The 20541-nt window shown below is 32.6% G+C and carries 15 protein-coding genes; 10 read left to right on the forward strand and 5 right to left on the reverse strand.

Annotation, left to right across the window (positions count from 1 at the left end):
• Positions 1-132: 132 nt before the first annotated feature.
• Genes thrA through thrC form a run of 3 tightly spaced genes read left to right on the forward strand, consistent with a single transcriptional unit; the run spans position 133 to position 4883 of the window.
• Complete coding sequence (gene thrA, locus ACMHJW_RS06510; RefSeq protein ID WP_413532605.1) at positions 133-2586, forward strand: bifunctional aspartate kinase/homoserine dehydrogenase I; 2454 nt, start codon at positions 133-135, stop codon at positions 2584-2586.
• A gap of 3 nt (positions 2587-2589) precedes the next feature.
• The gene (locus ACMHJW_RS06515) at positions 2590-3573 is read left to right on the forward strand and encodes a homoserine kinase (protein ID WP_413532606.1); all 984 of its coding nucleotides are present in this window, start codon (positions 2590-2592) and stop codon (positions 3571-3573) included.
• A 2-nt stretch (positions 3574-3575) separates the two neighbouring features.
• Complete coding sequence (thrC, locus tag ACMHJW_RS06520; RefSeq protein ID WP_413532607.1) at positions 3576-4883, forward strand: threonine synthase; 1308 nt, start codon at positions 3576-3578, stop codon at positions 4881-4883.
• Positions 4884-5001: 118 nt separating this feature from the next.
• On the opposite strand, the gene ilvA is transcribed toward thrC, so the two are convergent.
• Genes ilvA through ilvD form a run of 5 tightly spaced genes read right to left on the reverse strand, consistent with a single transcriptional unit; the run spans position 5002 to position 11837 of the window.
• A complete protein-coding gene (gene ilvA, locus ACMHJW_RS06525) occupies positions 5002-6285 on the reverse strand; it encodes a threonine ammonia-lyase IlvA (protein WP_413532608.1) in 1284 nt (427 codons plus the stop codon).
• Between the two features lie 43 nt (positions 6286-6328).
• Positions 6329-7810, reverse strand: a complete 1482-nt coding sequence (gene ilvC, locus ACMHJW_RS06530) for a ketol-acid reductoisomerase (protein WP_413532609.1) — start codon at positions 7808-7810, stop codon at positions 6329-6331.
• A gap of 42 nt (positions 7811-7852) precedes the next feature.
• The gene (gene ilvN / locus ACMHJW_RS06535; protein WP_413532610.1) at positions 7853-8446 is read right to left on the reverse strand and encodes an acetolactate synthase small subunit; all 594 of its coding nucleotides are present in this window, start codon (positions 8444-8446) and stop codon (positions 7853-7855) included.
• A gap of 6 nt (positions 8447-8452) precedes the next feature.
• Positions 8453-10213 carry a biosynthetic-type acetolactate synthase large subunit gene (ilvB, locus tag ACMHJW_RS06540; RefSeq protein WP_413532611.1) on the reverse strand — a complete coding sequence of 587 codons (1761 nt, stop codon included), beginning with the start codon at positions 10211-10213 and terminating at the stop codon, positions 8453-8455.
• On the reverse strand, positions 10146-11837 hold the full coding sequence (gene ilvD, locus ACMHJW_RS06545; protein WP_413532612.1) for a dihydroxy-acid dehydratase: 1692 nt from the start codon (positions 11835-11837) through the stop codon (positions 10146-10148). Before ilvD ends, ilvB begins: the two co-directional genes overlap by 68 nt.
• 482 nt (positions 11838-12319) lie before the next feature.
• Between ilvD and mfd the strand changes: the two genes are divergently transcribed.
• From mfd to nuoF, 7 genes are all read left to right on the forward strand, one after another.
• Positions 12320-15688, forward strand: a complete 3369-nt coding sequence (gene mfd / locus ACMHJW_RS06550; protein WP_413532613.1) for a transcription-repair coupling factor — start codon at positions 12320-12322, stop codon at positions 15686-15688.
• A gap of 228 nt (positions 15689-15916) precedes the next feature.
• On the forward strand, positions 15917-16282 hold the full coding sequence (locus ACMHJW_RS06555; RefSeq protein ID WP_413532614.1) for an NADH-quinone oxidoreductase subunit A: 366 nt from the start codon (positions 15917-15919) through the stop codon (positions 16280-16282).
• Between the two features lie 28 nt (positions 16283-16310).
• Entirely contained in the window at positions 16311-16883 is a 573-nt protein-coding gene (locus ACMHJW_RS06560) for an NADH-quinone oxidoreductase subunit B (RefSeq protein ID WP_413532615.1), read from the forward strand.
• A gap of 9 nt (positions 16884-16892) precedes the next feature.
• Positions 16893-17432 carry an NADH-quinone oxidoreductase subunit C gene (locus ACMHJW_RS06565; protein ID WP_413532616.1) on the forward strand — a complete coding sequence of 180 codons (540 nt, stop codon included), beginning with the start codon at positions 16893-16895 and terminating at the stop codon, positions 17430-17432.
• 2 nt (positions 17433-17434) lie between these two features.
• Positions 17435-18676 (forward strand): NADH-quinone oxidoreductase subunit D, encoded by a 1242-nt coding sequence (locus ACMHJW_RS06570; protein WP_413532617.1) that lies wholly within the window; start codon positions 17435-17437, stop codon positions 18674-18676.
• A gap of 15 nt (positions 18677-18691) precedes the next feature.
• Entirely contained in the window at positions 18692-19183 is a 492-nt protein-coding gene (gene nuoE / locus ACMHJW_RS06575) for an NADH-quinone oxidoreductase subunit NuoE (RefSeq protein WP_413532618.1), read from the forward strand.
• A complete protein-coding gene (gene nuoF, locus ACMHJW_RS06580) occupies positions 19183-20541 on the forward strand; it encodes an NADH-quinone oxidoreductase subunit NuoF (protein WP_413532619.1) in 1359 nt (452 codons plus the stop codon). Before nuoE ends, nuoF begins: the two co-directional genes overlap by 1 nt.

Raw genomic sequence — 20541 nt, forward strand, 5'->3', positions numbered from 1 at the left:
ATTATTTTAACAACGACAACTTCTAGTGTTTACACTTAGAGGAGCCTTGTTATGTATTTAATTTTTTAAAAAATAATGCAAAAGCATCTTCTCAATAGGAAGATGCTTTTTTTTATGATCAAAATTCAAATTATGAAAGTTTTAAAATTCGGAGGAACATCAGTAGGATCAATAGAAAGTATCCGCGCGGTAGTAGAAATTGTTAAAAAAGAAAGGCAACAAAATAACTCAATTATTTTGGTTGTGTCTGCTGTTTCTGGTTTAACCAATTTATTGACAAAAATGTCCGAAGAAGCTTCTTCAGGAAATTTTGATGAAAATGATTTAAAACTTTTTCAAGACAAACATTTCGAAATCGTAAAAGCTTTAATCGATGTCCCGAATCAAAATCCGATTTTAACAAAATTAAAATTATTGATGAATGAATTGGAAGCATTGTTAGAAGGCGTTGAGATTCTGAAAGAATTAAGTCCTCAAGCAAAAGATTTGATATTGAGTTTTGGAGAAAGATGCAGCGCTTTGTTAATCGCTAAAGTGATGCAAGAAAATGGTGAAAATTCATTAGCAATTAATGCATCTGATTATATTGTAACGGATCATAATTTTGGTCAAGCGAATGTTATCGAAGAAAAATCTTTTCAGAATATTCAACAATTGGCAAAGGATAATTCTGACAAATTATTGGTTGTAACAGGTTTTATTGCGGGGAATGAAAATGGACGAGTGACAACTTTGGGAAGAGGTGGTTCTGATTATACAGCAGCATTGATTGGTGCAGCTCTGCATGCAGAACAAATAGAAATTTGGACAGATGTAAATGGAATGATGACTGCAGATCCTCGTTTTGTAAACAAAGCTTTTTCTATAGAAAACTTATCATATACAGAAGCGATGGAATTGTCATATTTCGGTGCAAAAGTTATTTATCCGCCAACAATGGCTCCAGCATTTAAACTTAGAATTCCAATTTTAATTAAAAATACATTTCAGCCAGATTTCGAAGGAACTAAAATACAGTTTGATTCGCAACCAACAGATTTTCCAATCAAAGGAATTTCGTCGATCAAAGAAATTGCATTAGTCAATATAAAAGGAAGTGGTTTAGTTGGGAAATTAGGTTTTAGCGGAAAACTTTTTTCACTTTTAGCACAGCATCATATCAACATTGTTTTGATTACACAATCTTCGTCAGAACATAGTATTACGCTTGCGATTCATCATAATGAAGTTGAAAAAGCGAAACAATTAATTGAAGATGAATTTTGTTTAGAAATTGCAGCAAAATGGTTGGAACCAATCGAAGTTGAAGAAAATCTTGGGATTATTGCAATTGTTGGAGAAAACATGAAAAGAACAGTTGGTGTTTCGGGGAAGTTGTTTTATGCGTTAGGACGAAACGGAATAAATGTAAGAGCAATTGCACAAGGTTCGTCAGAATATAATATTTCGGTTGTGATTAGCGAAAAAGATTTATCAAAAGCGCTAAATGCTGTGCATGATGCATTTTTTAATCATTTGAAAAAAACAATTCATGTTTTCAATGTTGGAGTAGGAAATATTGGTTCTACATTTTTAAATCAACTAGAAAAGCAGAAAGAATTTTTAGCAAAAAATAATGATATCGAGATAAAATTAGTCGGATTATCAAATTCTAAAAAAATGATGTTTGATGAAAATGGAATCAATTTATCGAATTGGAAAAATGAATTAGAACATTCTTTTATACAAGCTGATTTGAATGAATTTATCCGAAAAATGAAACAGTACAATTTGCCAAATTGCGTTTTTGTTGATAATACAGCCAGTTCTGATTTACCGAATTATTATAAGCAGATTTTCGAAAGTAATATTTCTGTTGTAACATGTAATAAAATAGCGAATTCTTCTTCTTATCAAGATTATAAAGATTTGAAAGAAACTGCTCGAAAATATGGAATAGATTTTCTTTATGAAACAAATGTTGGAGCCGGTTTGCCAATTATTAGTGTTTTGAAAGATTTGCGAATGAGCGGAGATCAAATTCTAAAAATTGAAGCGATTTTATCAGGAACAATTTCATATATCTTCAATCATTTTAAAGGTGAAAATACATTTGCCGAAGTGGTGAAAAAAGCACAAGAATTGGGGTATACAGAACCAGATCCTCGCGATGATTTGAGTGGAATAGATTTTATGCGAAAAATGTTGATTCTTGCTCGTGATAATGGTTTTGAAATTGAAGCTGCAGATGTAAAAATAGATTCTATTTTACCAAAATCTTGTTTAGAAGTCAAAACTGTAGAAGATTTTTACAAAGAATTAGCCAATGAAAATGATTACTTCGAAAAGATAAAACATCAAGCTGAAGCTGAGCAGAAAGTGATTCGTTACATTGGGATTTTAGAAGATGGAAAAATATCAATTTCGTTAGAATTAGTTGATGATCAACATCCGTTTTATGCATTGTCAGGAAGCGATAATATTATTTCGTTTACAACAGCACGATACAAAGAACGTCCTTTGGTTGTGAAAGGTCCTGGAGCTGGAGCAGAAGTTACTGCGGCTGGTGTTTTTGCAGATTTAGTTAATATAAGTTCAATACGATAAAAGATGAATCAAATAATCGAAAATAAATATAAGCTTGATCAAGCTAAATTTTTAGAAAAAGTACATGTTTTTGCTCCTGCAACAGTAGCGAATATGATTTGCGGATATGATATTTTGGGCTTTGCGGTAGATTATCCTGGTGATGAAGTTATCATGAAAAAAACAGAAAAATTAGGAATAGAAATTCTAACAATTACAGGAGATGAAGGAAAATTACCTTTGGATGCAATGAAAAATACAGTTTCTCATTCGGCATGGAAATTATTTTGTGATTTAGGTTTACAAGAATCTTTTGGTTTATCAATAGAATTACACAAAAAAATGCCAATTGGAAGCGGTTTAGGATCAAGTGCTGCTAGTACAGTTGCCGGACTTTTTGCATTAAACGAATTGTTAGGAAAACCACTTTCCAAAAACGAACTTTTACCTTATTGTATGGAAGGAGAACGTTTGGCTTGTGGCGCAGCTCATGCAGATAATGTAGCGCCATCGTTATTTGGAGGAATAACATTAATTCCTTCTTACGAACCACTTTTAGTGCGTTCTTTGCCTGTTCCAGACAATTTATATGTTACGCTGATTTATTCAAAAGTAGAAGTGCCAACAAAGGATGCGCGAAAATTAATTAAAGACAAAGTACAATTGAGTAAAGCAATTAAACAATGGGGAAATATTGCAAGTTTGGTTGCTGCACTTTACGAGAATGATTACGAAGAGATTGGTCGTTCGATGCAAGATGATATTATTGAGCCAAGCCGTTCTTTGTTGATTCCGTATTTTAATGAAATGAAAAGTATTTCACTCGAAAATAATGCTTTAACATTCGGAATATCTGGTTCTGGACCAACTGTTATGGCGCTTTCTAAAAGTAAATTGGATGCTGAAAATATCGAACAAAAATTGCATGATTTTTTGAAACTAAAAAAAATAGAACATCTATCATTTGTCTCTAAAATTAATCAACAAGGACCTTACATAAAACAATAACAATGGAATTATATAGTACAAATAATCATAAAAATAAAGTTGATTTTAAGCGCGCTGTTTTTCAATCTTTACCAGAAGATAAAGGATTATATATGCCTTTGTCATTGGAAAAGTTAGATGAAAATTGGATGAATTCGATAGCGGATTATTCATTTCAAGAGATTGCTAAAAAAGTAACGAATCATTTGTTAAAAGATGATTTTTCTGAAGAAACGATAAATAATTTGATTGATGAAGTAGTCAATTTTCCTGCACCTTTGGTGTTTTTAGAAGATGATTTAGCTGTTTTAGAATTGTTTCACGGACCTTCTTTTGCATTCAAAGATTTTGGAGCAAGGTTTATGAGTCGTATAATGGCACATTATTCCAAAAAAGACAATCAATTGTTAGATGTTTTGGTTGCAACTTCTGGCGATACAGGAGGAGCTGTAGCACTTGGATTTCTCGGAGTAGAAGGAACGCGAGTAACGATATTATATCCAAAAGGAAAAGTTTCGCCGATACAAGAATTACAATTAACAGCAAATGGAAAAAATATTCGTGCAATAGAAATTGATGGAACTTTTGATGATTGTCAAGCATTGGTTAAGCAAGCTTTTTTAGATAAAGATTTGATGAATAATCTCAATCTAACCTCAGCTAATTCAATTAATATTGCTCGACTAATTCCACAATCATTCTATTATTTTGAAGCGTTTGCTCAAGCAAAAAGAAAAGGTTTTGAAAAAGTTTCTTTTGTTGTTCCAAGTGGAAATTTTGGAAATATTACGGCAGGTATTTTGGCTTCAAAATTAGGTTTGGATGTGCAACAATTTGTAGCAGCTACAAACGAGAATGATACTGTTCCTGTATTTTTAGAAACCGAAAATTATCAACCGAAACCTTCTGTGCAAACTTTATCAAATGCAATGGATGTTGGAAATCCAAGTAATTGGGTTCGTGTGATGGAGTTTTTTGAACAAGATGTAGAAAAATTAAAATCAAAAATGATTTCGAAATCTTATTCTGATGTAGAAACGACAAATGCAATTGTAGAAATAAATATAGAATACAATTATATTGCTTGTCCGCATACGTCGATTGCGTGGTTGGCAGCGAAGGAATATCAAGAGAAAAAGGAAGATGAAAATGAATTAGTGGTGTTTTTATCGACTGCGCATCCGTGTAAATTTCCTGAAGTTTTCCCGAATGAAATACAATACAAAATAGTTTATCCGAAAGAAGTAGAAGAATTGAAATTAAGACAATCGAATAAAGTAATGATGAAAAATGATTTCGATGATTTAAAAAATTGGTTGTTGAATAATTGAGAAAATTTTATTCTAAATTTAAAGTTTCATTAATTAATAAGAATCAATAAAAAAGCAAAGCTTCTATTGTTATTTAGAAGTTTTGCTTTTTTTGAATAATCGATTAACATTAATAAAATTATCCAATCATTAGTGAAAAAAGAGTGTTATCTGTATTTAGATATTGATAATTAAAATGATGATTTTCTAATCTAAAAATCAAGCCATCTAAATCTTCTTTTTTATCCAGCTCGATTCCAACAATTGCTGGTCCAGTTTCTTTGTTGTTTTTCTGTGTATATTGAAAATATGTTATATCATCATTTTTACCTAAAATTTCGTTCACTAATTCTTTTAAAGCGCCAGCTCGTTGAGGAAAATTGATAATGAAATAATGTTTTAAACCTTCGTATTGCAAACTTCTTTCTTTTATTTCTTCCATTCGCGTAATGTCATTGTTACTGCCGCTAAGTATACAAACTACATTTTTTCCTTTTATTTCTTCTTTGAAAAAATCTAAAGCCGAAACGCTTAAAGCGCCCGCTGGTTCTACAACAATTGCATCTTCATTATACAAACGTAAAATACTCGAACAAACCTTTCCTTCTGGAACTGAACAAGTTGTTTCTAATCCTTCTGAACAGATTTTATAGGTTTTTTCACCTGCTTTTTTTACAGCTGCACCATCTACAAAAGGATCGATTGAAGCTAATGTAACCGATTTTTTTTGTTTTATAGCTTCTGTCATACTTGCTGCGCCGTTGGGTTCAACACCAATAATTTTTGTATTTGGACTAAGTGTTTTGAAAACAGAAATTACTCCAGATGCTAATCCTCCGCCACCAATTGGAACAAAAATGTAATCGATAGGATTATTGCATTGATTTAGAATTTCTAAAGCAACGGTTCCTTGTCCAGCAATTACTTTTTCGTCATCAAAAGGATGAATGAATGTTATATTTTCTTCTTGAGATAATTGATGTGCATAAGTTGAAGCATCATCGAATGTATCGCCATGTAAAATAATTTCGATTTGATTTTTACCAAACCATTTTACTTGTTTTATTTTTTGTTGAGGTGTTGTGGTTGGCATTACAATTTTACCTTTTATGTTTAATTGTTGGCAAGAATATGCCACACCTTGTGCGTGATTTCCTGCACTTGCACAGATTACACCATTGTTTTTTTCTTGTTGTGATAACTGGACGATTTTATTATAAGCTCCACGTAATTTATATGAGCGGACGACTTGTAAATCTTCTCGTTTTAGATAGACATTTGCTTCAAATTGACGACTTAAATTTTCGTTGAAATCAAAAGGAGTATTTTTGGCAACTCCTTTCAAATTCATTTGTGCTAAGTTTACTTCGTCAAGCGAAACGCCTAAGGCTTCAGTTTTTTCACTTTTAAGCCCGTTTGCCATAATTCACTATTTATAAGTTTTGTTAATTCTACTTTTTGTTTGACTATGTAGTTTTTATGGTTTTCATAGCAGTCATAGCTTTACGAAGTTTTTTTCCTACGATTTCGACAGGATGATTACGTAAAACGTCGTTTATATGTACCAATGTTGCATTGTCAACAGCGTTGTCTTTTCCTTCGTTATAATTTTTTCCCACAACGTCTACGTTTATTTTTGTCATGAAATCTTTTAATAAAGGTTTACAAGCTTGATCAAAAAGATAACAACCATATTCTGCTGTGTCAGAAATTACACGATTCATTTCGAATAATTTTTTACGAGCAATTGTATTTGCAATTAGTGGAGTTTCGTGTAATGATTCGTAGTAGGCAGATTCGGGTTTAATTCCTGCTTCTACCATTGTTTCGAAAGCTAATTCAACTCCAGAACGAATAAAAGCAACCATTAATGTATAATGATCAAAGTATTCTTGTTCTGTTATATTTACATCACCTGCTGGTGTTTTTTCAAAAGCTGTATCTCCAGTTTCTGCTCGCCATTTTAATAAGTTTTTATCATTATTTGCCCAATCTTCCATCATTGTTTTGCTAAATTCACCAGAAATAATATCATCTTGATGTTTTTGGAATAATGGACGCATATTGTTTTTTAATTCTTCTGATAATTCAAAGGCTTTAATCTTTGCAGGATTACTTAATCTATCCATCATTCCACTAACTCCTCCATGTTTTAAGGCTTCAGTAATTACTTCCACACCATATTGAACTAATTTTGAAGCATAGCCAGCATCAATTCCATTTTCGATCATTTTTTCAAAAGAAAGAATAGAACCAGTTTGTAAGAGTCCACATAGAATGGTTTGTTCTCCCATTAAATCAGATTTTACTTCTGCTACAAATGAAGATTTTAAAACTCCGGCTTTATGTCCTCCAGTTCCTACACAATATGCTTTTGCTTGTTCTAGTCCTTTTCCTTCAGGATCATTTTCTGGGTGAACAGCAATTAATGTTGGAACACCAAAACCTCTTAAATATTCTGCGCGAACTTCTGAACCAGGGCATTTTGGAGCAACCATTATCACCGTGATATCTTTGCGAATTTGTACGCCTTCTTCTACGATATTAAATCCATGAGAATATAAAAGTGTAGCACCTTCTTTTATAAGAGGTTGTATGGTATTGATTACTTGCGTATGTTGTTTATCTGGTGTTAAATTTGCAACTATATCAGCGTTTGGAATTAATTCTTCGAAAGTGCCTACTTTAAAATTATTACTTGTTGCATTTTTCCAAGAATCTCTTTGTTGTTCAATAGCTTCTTTACGTAGCGCATAAGAAACATCTAAACCACTATCACGTAAATTTAATCCTTGATTTAATCCTTGTGCTCCACAACCTATAATCACAATTTTTTTATCTTTTAATGCGTTTGTACCATTTGTAAATTCTGTATTATTTAGGAATTCTGCTTGCCCTAGTTGATCTAATTGATCTCTTAATGATAATGTATTAAAGTAATTAGTCATTTTGTCTTTTTTTTCTTCGATTATTAATTGGATTATTTGAAATTACATTGTGAAAACTGATTTTCCTTCGTTTAGGAATTCATTTTCGATGACTTCTTTGGCTGGTTCGTTTTTTTCGAATTGTAATAGCTTTTCATGAAAACCAGCGCTTGCTTTTATAATGGCTATTCTAGCTCCTCTAACAAATTCTATCAAACCATATTTTGTAAGTTCATGCGTAAGATTGTCAATTTCTTCACGATGACCAGCTGTTTCAAAAACGGTGTAATCATTGCGAATTACGACTGTATTTGCACCATATTGACGCAGTAAACGTTCTACATATGCTTTTTCTGCAATAATATTGGTTGGAACTTTGTATAAAGCTTGCTCTTGCCAAATTAGTTCGTCATTATTGTTGTAATAAGCTTTTAGAACATCTATTTGTTTTTCGATTTGCATGCAAAGTTTTCGAACGACTTCTTCGGATTCTTCAATAACAATTGTGAATCGATGAACATTTTCTATTTCTGATGGAGAAGTGCTTAGACTTTCAATATTAATTTTTCTTCGAGTAAAAATTCCTGCAACTCTTCCCAAAATTCCAATAGAATTTTCTGTATATAATGTAATTGTATATTCTTGTTTTGAGTCCATAATAATTTATTTTAATCTAATTTCAGAAACGCTTGTGCCTTGTTCTACCATTGGAAAAACATTGTTTTCTTTGCCTACAACTACTTCTAAAAGATAAGAGCCATCATGAGCTAACATTTCTTTTAATGCATTTTTTAATTCATTTCTCGCATCAATTTTTTGAGCTTTTATTTGATATGCTTCTGCAAGAGCAACAAAATTTGGACTAGTAATGTCTACGAAAGAATAACGTTTATCGTTGAATAGTTCCTGCCATTGACGAACCATTCCTAGGAAGCTGTTGTTTAGAATTAATATTTTTACTTTTGCTCCGAATTGCATAATAGTTCCCATTTCTTGCAAAGTCATTTGGAAACCTCCATCTCCACAAACCATAACGATATCTTTTTTGGGAGCACCATACCATGCACCAATTGCAGCTGGTAATCCAAATCCCATTGTTCCTAATCCGCCTGATGTAACCAAAAGCTTAGAATCTTTGAATTTTGCATAACGACAAGCTGACATTTGATGTTGCCCAACGTCTGTAACAATTACTGCTTCTCCGTTTGTTAACTCATTTAATGTTTTAATCACCTCAGCCATTGACATCGCATTAGATGTTGGATAGAATTCTTTATCAATAACTTCTGTTTGCTCTTCTTTTTCGAGATTTCTAAATTCTTTTAACCATTCGGAATGATTATTCTGATTAATCAAATTTGTTAATAATGGAAGAGTTTTTTTGCAATCTCCCCAAACAGGAACTGTAACTTTTACATTTTTACCAATTTCTGCTGGATCAATATCAAGATGAATGACTTTAGCTTGTTTTGCATATTTATCTAAGCGACCAGTTACTCGGTCGTCAAACCTCATTCCTATAGCAATTAATACATCACAATCATTTGTTTTGACATTAGGAGCATAATTACCGTGCATTCCCAATAAACCAACATATTGTGGATGATCTGTATCTAAAGAGCTTAATCCCATTAAAGTTGTTGCTACTGGAATTCCAGATTTTTCTAAGAAATCTTTTAATTCTTGTTCAGCTTTTCCAAGCAGTATTCCTTGGCCAATAATTGCAAATGGTTTCTTTGCTTGATTAATGATTTCAGCAGCGGACTTAATATATTCAGTTCTTATCTCTGGTTCTGGTTTATAGCTACGAACGTGAGTACATTTTTTATATTTTTTACTTTCAATGAGTTGTATTTGAGCATTTTTTGTAATATCAATCAATACTGGTCCTGGTCTTCCAGAAGATGCAATATGAAATGCTTTTGCTAAAACATCATTTATCTCTTCTGCATCTGTAATTTGGTAATTCCATTTAGTAATAGGATTGGTAATATTGATTACGTCTGTTTCTTGAAAAGCATCAGTTCCTAAAAGTGAAGCGTAAACTTGCCCTGTAATACATACAATAGGATTGCTATCAATCATAGCATCTGCAATTCCGGTTACTAAATTAGTCGCGCCTGGACCACTTGTAGCAAATGCAACACCCACTTTACCAGATGTTCTTGCATAACCTTGAGCGGCATGAATAGCACCTTGTTCATGACGAACTAAAATATGCTCTAATTGATCTTTATAATCATACAAAGCATCGTATATAGGCATAATTGCACCACCAGGATAACCAAAAACTGTTGTAACTCCTTCGCATAATAAAGCATTAATAATTGCTTGTGATCCTGATGTTTTAGTTATTTTATTGGTCGGTAAGACATCCTTTTGAAGCATTTCCGACTTGTTTTGCGTATTTGTATAAGACTCCATTTTTTACTTTTAATGAGGGTTGTTTCCAATTATTTTTTCGATTTTCTAATATCTTTTCATCAACTAAAAGATTTAATTCGTTTTTGTTGATATCAATTTCGATGAGGTCATCATTTTCTACTAATGCAATTGGACCTCCTTCAAAAGCTTCTGGTGTAATATGTCCGACGACAAATCCATGTGTTCCTCCACTAAATCGCCCGTCTGTTATTAAAGCAACTTTGTCCCCTAAACCAGCTCCGATAATAGCAGATGTTGGTTTTAACATTTCTGGCATTCCTGGACCTCCTTTTGGACCTTCATTTCGGATGACGATAATGCTTCCAGCTTTTATTTGTAAATCTTCTATAGCTTTTAAAACATCAACTTCACTATTAAAAACTTGCGCTTTACCTTTAAAATAAAATCCTTCTTTTCCAGATATTTTTGATACAGATCCTTCTGGAGCAAGATTTCCGTAAAGCATTTGTAAGTGCCCTGTTTCTTTTATTGGATGAGATAATGGACGAATAATATTTTGTTTCGAAAAATCTAAATCAGGAATCATTGCTAAATTTTCGGCTAATGTTTTTCCTGTAACAGTTAAGCAATTTCCTTCTATTAATCCTTCTTGCAATAGATATTTTAAAACAGCAGGAATTCCACCAACTTTGCTCAAATGTTCCATCAAATATTTTCCACTTGGTTTCAAGTCTGCAAGGACAGGAGTTCTATTGTTGATTGCTTGTATATCATCTAATGATAATTCAATATTCATAGTTGCAGCTATTGCTAACATGTGTAAAACAGCGTTTGTGCTTCCGCCCAAAACAACAATTGTTTTAATTGCATTCTCTAAAGAACTCTTCGTAATGATATCACTTGGTTTAATATCTTTTTCTAATAAAATTCTTAGATAATGAGCAGCAGTTAAACATTCATTTTTCTTTTCTTGACTAAGTGCAGGATAAGATGATGAATAAGGTAAACTCATTCCCATAGCTTCAATTGCTGCTGCCATTGTATTCGCAGTGTACATTCCTCCACAAGCGCCAGGCCCAGGACAAGCATTCTGAATAATTCCACAAAAATCTTTGTCATCAAGATTTCCGTTTAATTTTTTTCCTAATGCTTCAAATGCCGAAACGATGTTTAATTCCTCTTCTTTATAATGTCCCGGAGCTATTGTTCCGCCATAAATCATAATTGAAGGTCGATTCAAACGTCCCATTGCCATAATAGATCCAGGCATATTTTTGTCACATCCAGGGATTGTGATAACTCCGTCATAAAAGTGTGCTGCACAAACAGATTCGATAGAATCTGCAATAATTTCTCTACTCACTAAAGAATATCGCATTCCAGAAGTTCCGTTGGTAATTCCATCACTAATTCCGATTGTATTAAATTTTAAACCGATTAGATTTTCGGCTTTCATTCCATCTTGAACCAATTGCGCAAATTGATTAAGGTGCATATTGCATGTATTTCCATCATATCCCATACTTGCAATTCCGATTAATGGTTTATTTAGATCTGCATTAGTAAGACCAATTCCATGCAACATAGCTTGCGAAGCGGGTAAAGTATCATCTTGCGTTACGGTTCGGCTGTGTTTTTTTAGTGTATCGTTGTTGTTTTTCATTCTTGTTTATTGATATTTTTTTGTATTAAAAACATAAAAAAAGCCACCTTTAATAAAGGTGGCTTATAAAAAATTGTTCAAAAAATTCGTCATAAAATCACCTTTCCTAATCGTAAGACTAAGACTAAAATAATGATGATAATAATGAAGAAATTGTTTTGCATAATATTGTTTAATTAATTTTTATCCATAAAAAAAGCCACTTCATTAAGAAGTGGCTTTAATTGTTATTTTGTACGTACACAACTAATTACCACTCCTTGGAATAAGAATGACTAAAATAATTAAGTTGATAATGTTGTGAACTAATTTCATTTTTCTCTTTTTGATAAATCAAAGCTAGAACTAATTTTTTTAACTTAGCTAAACTTTTTTTAGAAAGTTCTTAAAAAATTTTTATTAATCGCATATTCGCATTTTAACATTACTTTTTTTGAAGATTGCTTAAAAATAAGTTTGTAAAATTTTATATTTGTAAAACTTTGGAACAGAAAACTATTCAAAATATTTTTAGCTTATACGATTCATCAGATTTCGTACAGAAGCTTATTGTAGATTTTAAAAATAATTCACGACATAAAGTCAATATCAAAGGATTTTTGGGTTCAGGATTAAGTATTGTAACTGGTCATTTGTATGATCGTGTTGCTCGTCCTACGATTCTAATTTTTGATGATAAGGAAGAAGCTGCTTATGTGTTGAATGATTTAGAAACATTATTTGATAAAGAGCAGATTCTATTTTTTCCATCGTCTTATAAACGTCCTTATGAAATAGAGGAAGTAAACAATGCAAATGTTGTAATTAGAACAGAAGTTTTGAATGTGCTTTCGCATTCAAAACGTCCAAAAATTATTGTAACTTATGCAGAAGCATTATCAGAAAAAGTAGTAACTAAAAAAGCATTGACAACGAATACATTAAAAGTAAAAGTTGGAAATGATTTAGGAATTGATTTTCTGACAGAAGTTTTATCATCTTATAATTTTCATCGAGTTGATTTTGTTTCTGAGCCAGGCGAATTCTCTATTCGTGGAGGAATTATTGATGTTTTTTCATTCTCGAACGAGCATCCTTATCGTATTTCCTTGTTTGGTGATGAGGTAGAAACAATAAGAACATTTGATATAGAAAATCAATTGTCGATTGCAACAACAAAAGAAATTACGATTATTCCCAATCTCGAAAGTAAATCGATTAACGAAAATCGTGAAAGCTTTTTAGAATATATTCCAAAGGATAGTTTAATTATTGCCAAAAATTTTTCAGTTTTAGCCAAACAAATTGCTAGAAATTTTGAACAAGCAGAAAATGCTTTTTCTGAATTAAAAGGAGAAATAAAACAAGCAGAACCAAATCAACTATTTCTGAATGAAAACGGATTTCTTCAACAAATTTCATCATTTGGATTGATAGAATGTTCGATGAAATCTTATTTTGAAACAGTTGAAGAAATAGAATCTCCATTCAAACCTCAACCAAGTTTTAATAAACAATTTGAATTATTAATTGATGATTTGAATGAACACAAAACAAATGGTTATAAAAATGCATTGATTTGTTCGAATGAAAATCAAATAAAACGTTTCGAAGAAATCTTTGAAGATATCGGAAAAGAAGTTTCTTATATTCCTGTTTTAGGTTCCATTTATCAAGGTTTTATTGATGATGAAATAAAATTGACATGCTATACAGATCACCAAATTTTTGGACGTTATCATAAATTCAATCTTCGAAATTCGTTTTCAAAGAAAGAAGCAATTACGTTAAAAGAAATCAATTCGCTACAAGTGGGAGATTTTGTAACGCATATTGATTATGGAATTGGAAAATTTGCTGGTTTAGTACGTTTGAATAATAATGGAGTAACACAAGAATCGATAAAATTGATTTATCAAAACAATGATATTCTGTATGTTAATATTCATTCGTTACATAAAATTGCAAAATTTAGAGGAAAAGATGGTCAAGAACCAAAAATTTCGAAATTAGGTTCGCCAGCTTGGAAAAATTTAAAGAATAAAACGAAAGCAAAAGTAAAAGAAATTGCTTTCGATTTGATTAAATTATATGCAAAACGTAGAGCTAGAAAAGGTTTTGCCTATTCACCTGATACATATTTGCAAAATGAATTGGAAGCATCTTTTATTTATGAAGATACGCCAGATCAATACAAAGCAACCCAAGATGTAAAAGCAGATATGGAATCGGAACGACCAATGGATCGTTTGGTTTGTGGTGATGTTGGTTTTGGAAAAACGGAAGTTGCAATTCGTGCAGCAATGAAAGCTGCTGTCGATGGTAAACAAGTTGCCGTTTTGGTTCCGACAACAATTTTGGCTTTTCAGCATTTCAAGACTTTTTCTGAACGTTTGAAAGATTTACCTGTAAAAGTAGCTTATCTTAATCGTTTTGTGACTGGAGCAAAGAAAAAAGCTGTTTTAGATGGTTTAAAATCTGGTCAAGTAGATATTGTAATTGGAACGCATCAATTGGTTAATCCAAAAATAGAATACAAAGATTTAGGATTATTAATTGTAGACGAAGAGCATAAATTTGGTGTTGGAGTAAAAGATAAATTAAAAACACTTCGCGAAAATATAGATACATTAACATTAACAGCCACTCCAATTCCTCGTACACTTCAATTCTCGTTGATGGCTGCCAGAGATTTATCTGTTATCAAAACGCCTCCGCCTAATCGTCAACCTGTCGATACGCAATTGGTTGGTTTTAATGAAGAAGTTTTTCGAGATGCGATTATGTATGAAATGCAACGAGGAGGACAAGTTTACATTATTCATAATCGTGTACAATCATTAAAAGATATTGCAGGAATGGTTCAGCGTTTGGTTCCAGATGCTCGTGTTGCAATTGGTCATGGACAGATGGATGGAAAAGAGTTAGAAGCTGTTTTACTCGATTTTATTGATGGACGTTACGATGTTTTTGTATCAACAACAATCATTGAATCTGGTTTAGATGTTCCAAATGCAAATACAATTTTGATTAATGATGCACAAAATTTCGGATTGGCAGATTTACACCAAATGCGTGGACGAGTAGGGCGAAGCAATCGTAAAGCTTTTTGTTATTTAGTTGCGCCTCCGTTGTCTGTTTTAACAGATGAAGCGCGCAAGCGTTTGCAAGCGATTGAGCAATTTTCTGATTTGGGTTCAGGATTTAATATTGCGATGAAAGATTTAGAGATTCGTGGAGCTGGAAATCTTTTAGGAGCAGAACAAACAGGGTTTATGATGGATATTGGATTCGAAACTTATCAAAAAATCTTGAATGAAGCCATTGAAGAATTAAAAGAAACAGATTTCAAAGATTTATTCGAAGATCAAAAATCAGATGAAGTTAAATCCTATGTTTCAGATGTACAGATTGATTCTGATTTGCAAATTATGTTCCCAGATGAATATATTGAAAGTTCAGAAGAACGTTTGTTGTTATATAAAGAATTGGCCGATATAGAAACCGAAACCGACTTGCAAACATTTACAAATAATTTGATTGATCGATTTGGTAAATTACCAGTGGAAGCTGAAAATTTATTACAATCAATTCAATTGAAATGGATTAGTAAAAAATTAGGTTTTGAACGTTTGGTCATGAAAAATGGAGTGCTTTTAGCTTACTTTATCAATAAGCCACAAAGTGAATTTTACCAATCTGATGAATTTAGATTAATTTTAAATTATGTACAAAATAACCCTAAAAACATCAGTTTTAAGGAAAAATCACCCAAAAAAGGAGAAGAATATCCTACATTGTTGTTAAGATTCGAAGGTGTGAAAACAGTACATGAAGCCTTGCAAAACCTTAATAAATTATTAACTCTTTAGATATTTTAACTAAAAATTAGTAATATAATAAAATAAGAAAGAAGAATTGACTAAATTGTTAATTCTTCTTTTTTTATTTTAACACAAATATTCTTGATTTGATAAAATAGCTTCATTTTATCATAATTGTTATCTAACTCGCTGAGATAGAATTTAAAAATGAGCATTCTAATATTTTATTATTATTTTTAACGATAAAATTTTGTTGGAAAATATAGTAAAGTAGTTATGGAAACAGCATCAAGTTATATTCCTATTCTCATTCTTTTTCTAGTTGCTTTTGCATTTGTAGCAGGTACTATCGTTGCGACTCATTTGCTTGGGCCATCGAGAAAAACAGATGAAAAATTAGAAAATTTTGAGTCTGGAATTGAAAAAGTAGGAAATGCAAGACAACCTTTCGCAATTAAGTATTTCCTTGTAGCCATTTTGTTCGTATTGTTTGATGTAGAAGTTATTTTCTTTTATCCTTATGCAGCGAATTTTAAAGAATTAGGTTGGGAAGGATTTGCAGCAGTTGTAACATTCGTTGGTTTATTCTTTGTTATGTACTTATATGTACGCAAAAAAGGAGCTCTAAATTGGGAGAAATAGAGCATTTAATTTCTAAAATAATAGTATAATGATTCATAATAAAAGACCAGTAACACACAATACCAATGTGAAGATTGTTGAATCTCCAGGTGGTTTTGAAGGTGAGGGTTTTATGGCAATGCAATTATCAAAAGTTGTTGGATTAGCACGTAAAAACTCAATTTGGCCTTTACCGTTTGCGACAAGCTGTTGCGGAATCGAATTTATGGCGACAATGGGATCGACATACGATTTGGCACGTTTTGGATCTGAACGTTTAGCTTTTACGCCACGTCAGTGCGATTTGTTAATGGTAATGGGTACAATTTCTAAAAAAATGGCTCCAGTTCTAAAACAAGTTTATATTCAAATGGCAGAACCTCGTTGGGTAATGGCAGTTGGAGCTTGTGCAAGCTCAGGTGGTATTTTTGATACATATTCAGTATTACAAGGAATTGACGAAGTAATTCCTGTAGATGTATATGTACCAGGTTGTCCGCCTCGTCCAGAAGCAATTATCGATGGTGTAATGCGTATTCAAGAATTGGTAGAGTCAGAAAGTGTACGTCGTAGAAGTAGTGAAGAATATCAGCAACTTTTAGCAAGTTATGGAATTAAATAAGTTGAAATAATGGACAATTCATTTATAAAAGACCGTTTGGTTCAGAAGTTTCAAGAAAATATATACGGATACGAAGAAAACTTTGGTGTATTAACGATTTATGCAAACAAAGATTTTAATCTAAAGATTCTACAATATTTATATGATGAAGAGCAATTAGCGTTTAAATTTTTAAAAGATTTAACAGCTATTCATTATCCTAATAATGTTGGAGAAGAATTAGTTGTAACCTATTTGGTTTATAATATGTACGAGAATGTTGAAGTTCGTTTGAAATTTCCTTTATCAATCGAAAAACCTTCAATTTTTACTGCAACAAAGTTATTCGAAACAGCAAACTGGTTAGAACGTGAAGCGTATGATTTCTTTGGAGTTGATTTCGTCGGACATCCAAATCTAATTCGTGTGATGAATGTTCCAGAAATGGATTATTTCCCTTTACGAAAAGAATTCCCGTTAGAGGATCAAACACGTAAAGACAAAGACGATGATATGTTTGGACGAGGAGGAGATTTTAATTATGGAGGTTTTAATGTAAAAGTAAATTAACCATGGGAAAAGAGAAAACTAAAAAATTAAAACATCTTGATCTTCCAGATGGTTCGTTAGAAAAAAGCACAATTACCTTAAATTTAGGACCAACACATCCTGCAACACATGGGGTATTTCAAAATATTTTAGAGATTGATGGTGAAATCATCAAATCTGCTGTTCCTACAGTTGGGTATATACATCGTGCTTTTGAAAAAATTGCAGAACGCAAACCTTTGTATCAAATCACACCTTTGACAGATCGCTTAAATTATTGTTCGGCTCCGTTAAATAACTTAGGTTGGCACATGACAGTAGAAAAATTTGTTGGAATTGAAGTTCCAAAAAGAGTTTCTTATTTGCGTGTCATCATCATGGAATTAGCACGTGTAGCAGATCATATCGTTTGTAATTCGATTATGGGTGTTGATACAGGAGCATTTACAGGATTCCTTTATATGATGAAATACCGTGAGTTGATTTACGAAATTTACGAAGAAATTTGCGGATCTCGTTTAACGACAAATATTGGTCGTATTGGTGGTTTCGAACGTGATTTTTCTGAAACAGCTTGGGCTAAAATTCACCGTTTCGTAAAAGAGTTTCCAGATGTTTTAACAGAATTCGAAAACTTATTTTTACGTAACAGAATCTTCATGGATCGTACACAAGGTGTAGGAGGAATTTCTGCTGAAAGAGCATTAAACTATGGTTTCACAGGGCCAAATTTACGCGCTGCAGGTGTAGATTATGATGTTCGTGTCGCAAAACCATATTCACGTTACGAAGAATTCGAATTCGATATTCCAGTTGGTACAACAGGAGATTGTTACGATAGATTTTTAGTTCGCGGTCAAGAAATGTGGCAAAGTTTAAGTATCATCAAGCAAGCAATTGCAAAAATTGATGCTTTAGAAGGAGAAGAAGCAACGCAATATCATGCCGATGCTCCAGACTTCTATTTACCACTAAAAAAAGATGTTTACACAAAAATGGAAGCGTTAATCTATCACTTCAAAATTATTATGGGAGAGCTAGATATGCCAAAAGGAGAAATTTATAATTCAATAGAAGCTGCAAATGGTGAATTGGGTTATTATTTCGTTTCAGATGGTGGACGTTCGCCATATCGTTTACATTTCCGTAGACCTTGTTTCATTTATTATCAAGCTTATCCAGAATTGATCGAAGGATCAATGATTTCAGATGCCATTATTACAATGAGTAGTTTGAATTTAATCGCTGGAGAATTAGATGCTTAATAAAATTTATTAAAAATGGCAATTCAATTTTCAGAAGAAACACAACAAAAAGTAGATAAAATCATTGCACGTTATCCAGAGGATAAAAAACAAAGTGCATTGATTCCTTTACTTCATGTGGCACAAGCTGAATTTGGTGGTTGGTTAGACACACCTCATTTAGATTATGTTGCAGAAGTATTAAATATTTTACCAGTAGAAGTTTACGAAGTAGCTTCATTCTATTCAATGTTTAATCTAAATCCTGTAGGGAAATTTGTGTTAGAAGTTTGTCAAACAGGACCTTGTATGTTAAGAGGTTCAGACAAAATTATCGAGCATATCAAAACAAAATTAAATATTGAAGCTGGAGGAACTTCGGCAGATGGTTTATTTACTTTAAAACCAGCCGAATGTTTAGGAGCATGTGGCTATGCCCCAATGATGCAATTAGGAAAAACTTATCGAGAGCATTTAACGATCGAAAAAGTAGACGAATTAATCGAGGAATTGAAAAAATTAGCATAATGGGACAAAAATTACTGTTAAAAAATATTGATGTTCCAGGCATTCGTCATTATCAAGCTTACCGCGAAAACGGAGGTTATGCAAATGCTGAAAAAGCATTGAAAATGACAACAGACGAAATCTTAGAAGAAGTAAAAACTTCTGGATTAAGAGGTCGTGGAGGAGCAGGATTTCCAACAGGAATGAAATGGAGCTTTTTGGCAAAACCAGAAGGAATTCCAAGACATTTAGTTGTTAATGCGGACGAATCTGAACCAGGAACATTCAAAGATCGTTTCTTGATGGAATATATTCCTCATATATTAATAGAGGGAATCCTTATCTCATCTTATTGTTTAGGATCAAATACTTCATTTATCTATATACGTGGAGAATATGCTTGGGTTGCAGAAATTTTAGATGAAGCAATCGACGAAGCAAAAGCAGCAGGATGGTTAGGTAAAAACATTCAAGGAACAGGATTCGATTTAGAAATCTATGTTCAACGAGGAGGAGGAGCTTACATCTGTGGAGAAGAAACAGCTTTGTTAGAATCGTTAGAAGGTAAACGTGGAAACCCTCGTTTAAAACCGCCTTTTCCAGCTGTAAAAGGTTTATGGGGAAGACCAACCGTAGTGAACAATGTAGAAACAATTGCTGCAATCGTTCCAATTATTGAAATTGGAGGAGAAGCATATTCTAAAATTGGAGTTGGTCGTTCAACAGGAACAAAATTAATTTCAGCTTGTGGGAATATTAATAAACCAGGCGTTTATGAAATTGATATGACAATTACAGTCGAAGAATTTATTTATTCAGATGAATATTGTGGAGGAATTGCAAATGGAAAACGTCTTAAAGCATGTATTCCAGGAGGAAGTTCTGTTCCAATTGTTCCTGCAAATTTATTATTGAAAACGGCTGAAGGTAAACCTCGATACATGAATTATGAAAGTTTATCGGAAGGAGGTTTCCAAACAGGAACTATGATGGGTTCAGGAGGATTTATTGTCCTAGATGAAGATCAAGATGTAGTTTATCATACCTATACATTGGCTCGTTTCTATCGACATGAATCTTGTGGACAATGTTCTCCTTGTCGTGAAGGAACTGGATGGATGGAAAAAATCTTGAAACGAATCGATGAAGGAAAAGGAAAAATGTCTGATATCGAATTGTTATGGGATGTTCAACGAAAAATCGAAGGAAATACAATTTGTCCATTAGGAGATGCAGCGGCTTGGCCAGTTGCAGCAGCAATTCGTCATTTCCGTGATGAGTTCGAATGGCATATTAATAATCCAGAAGAATGTTTGACGCGTAATTTTGGTTTAGCACATTACGCTGATCCTATCGAAATTAAAGAAACCGCAAATTAA

It is taken from the genome of Empedobacter brevis (assembly GCF_965118635.1).
GTDB classification, from domain to species: Bacteria; Bacteroidota; Bacteroidia; order Flavobacteriales; family Weeksellaceae; genus Empedobacter; species Empedobacter brevis_A.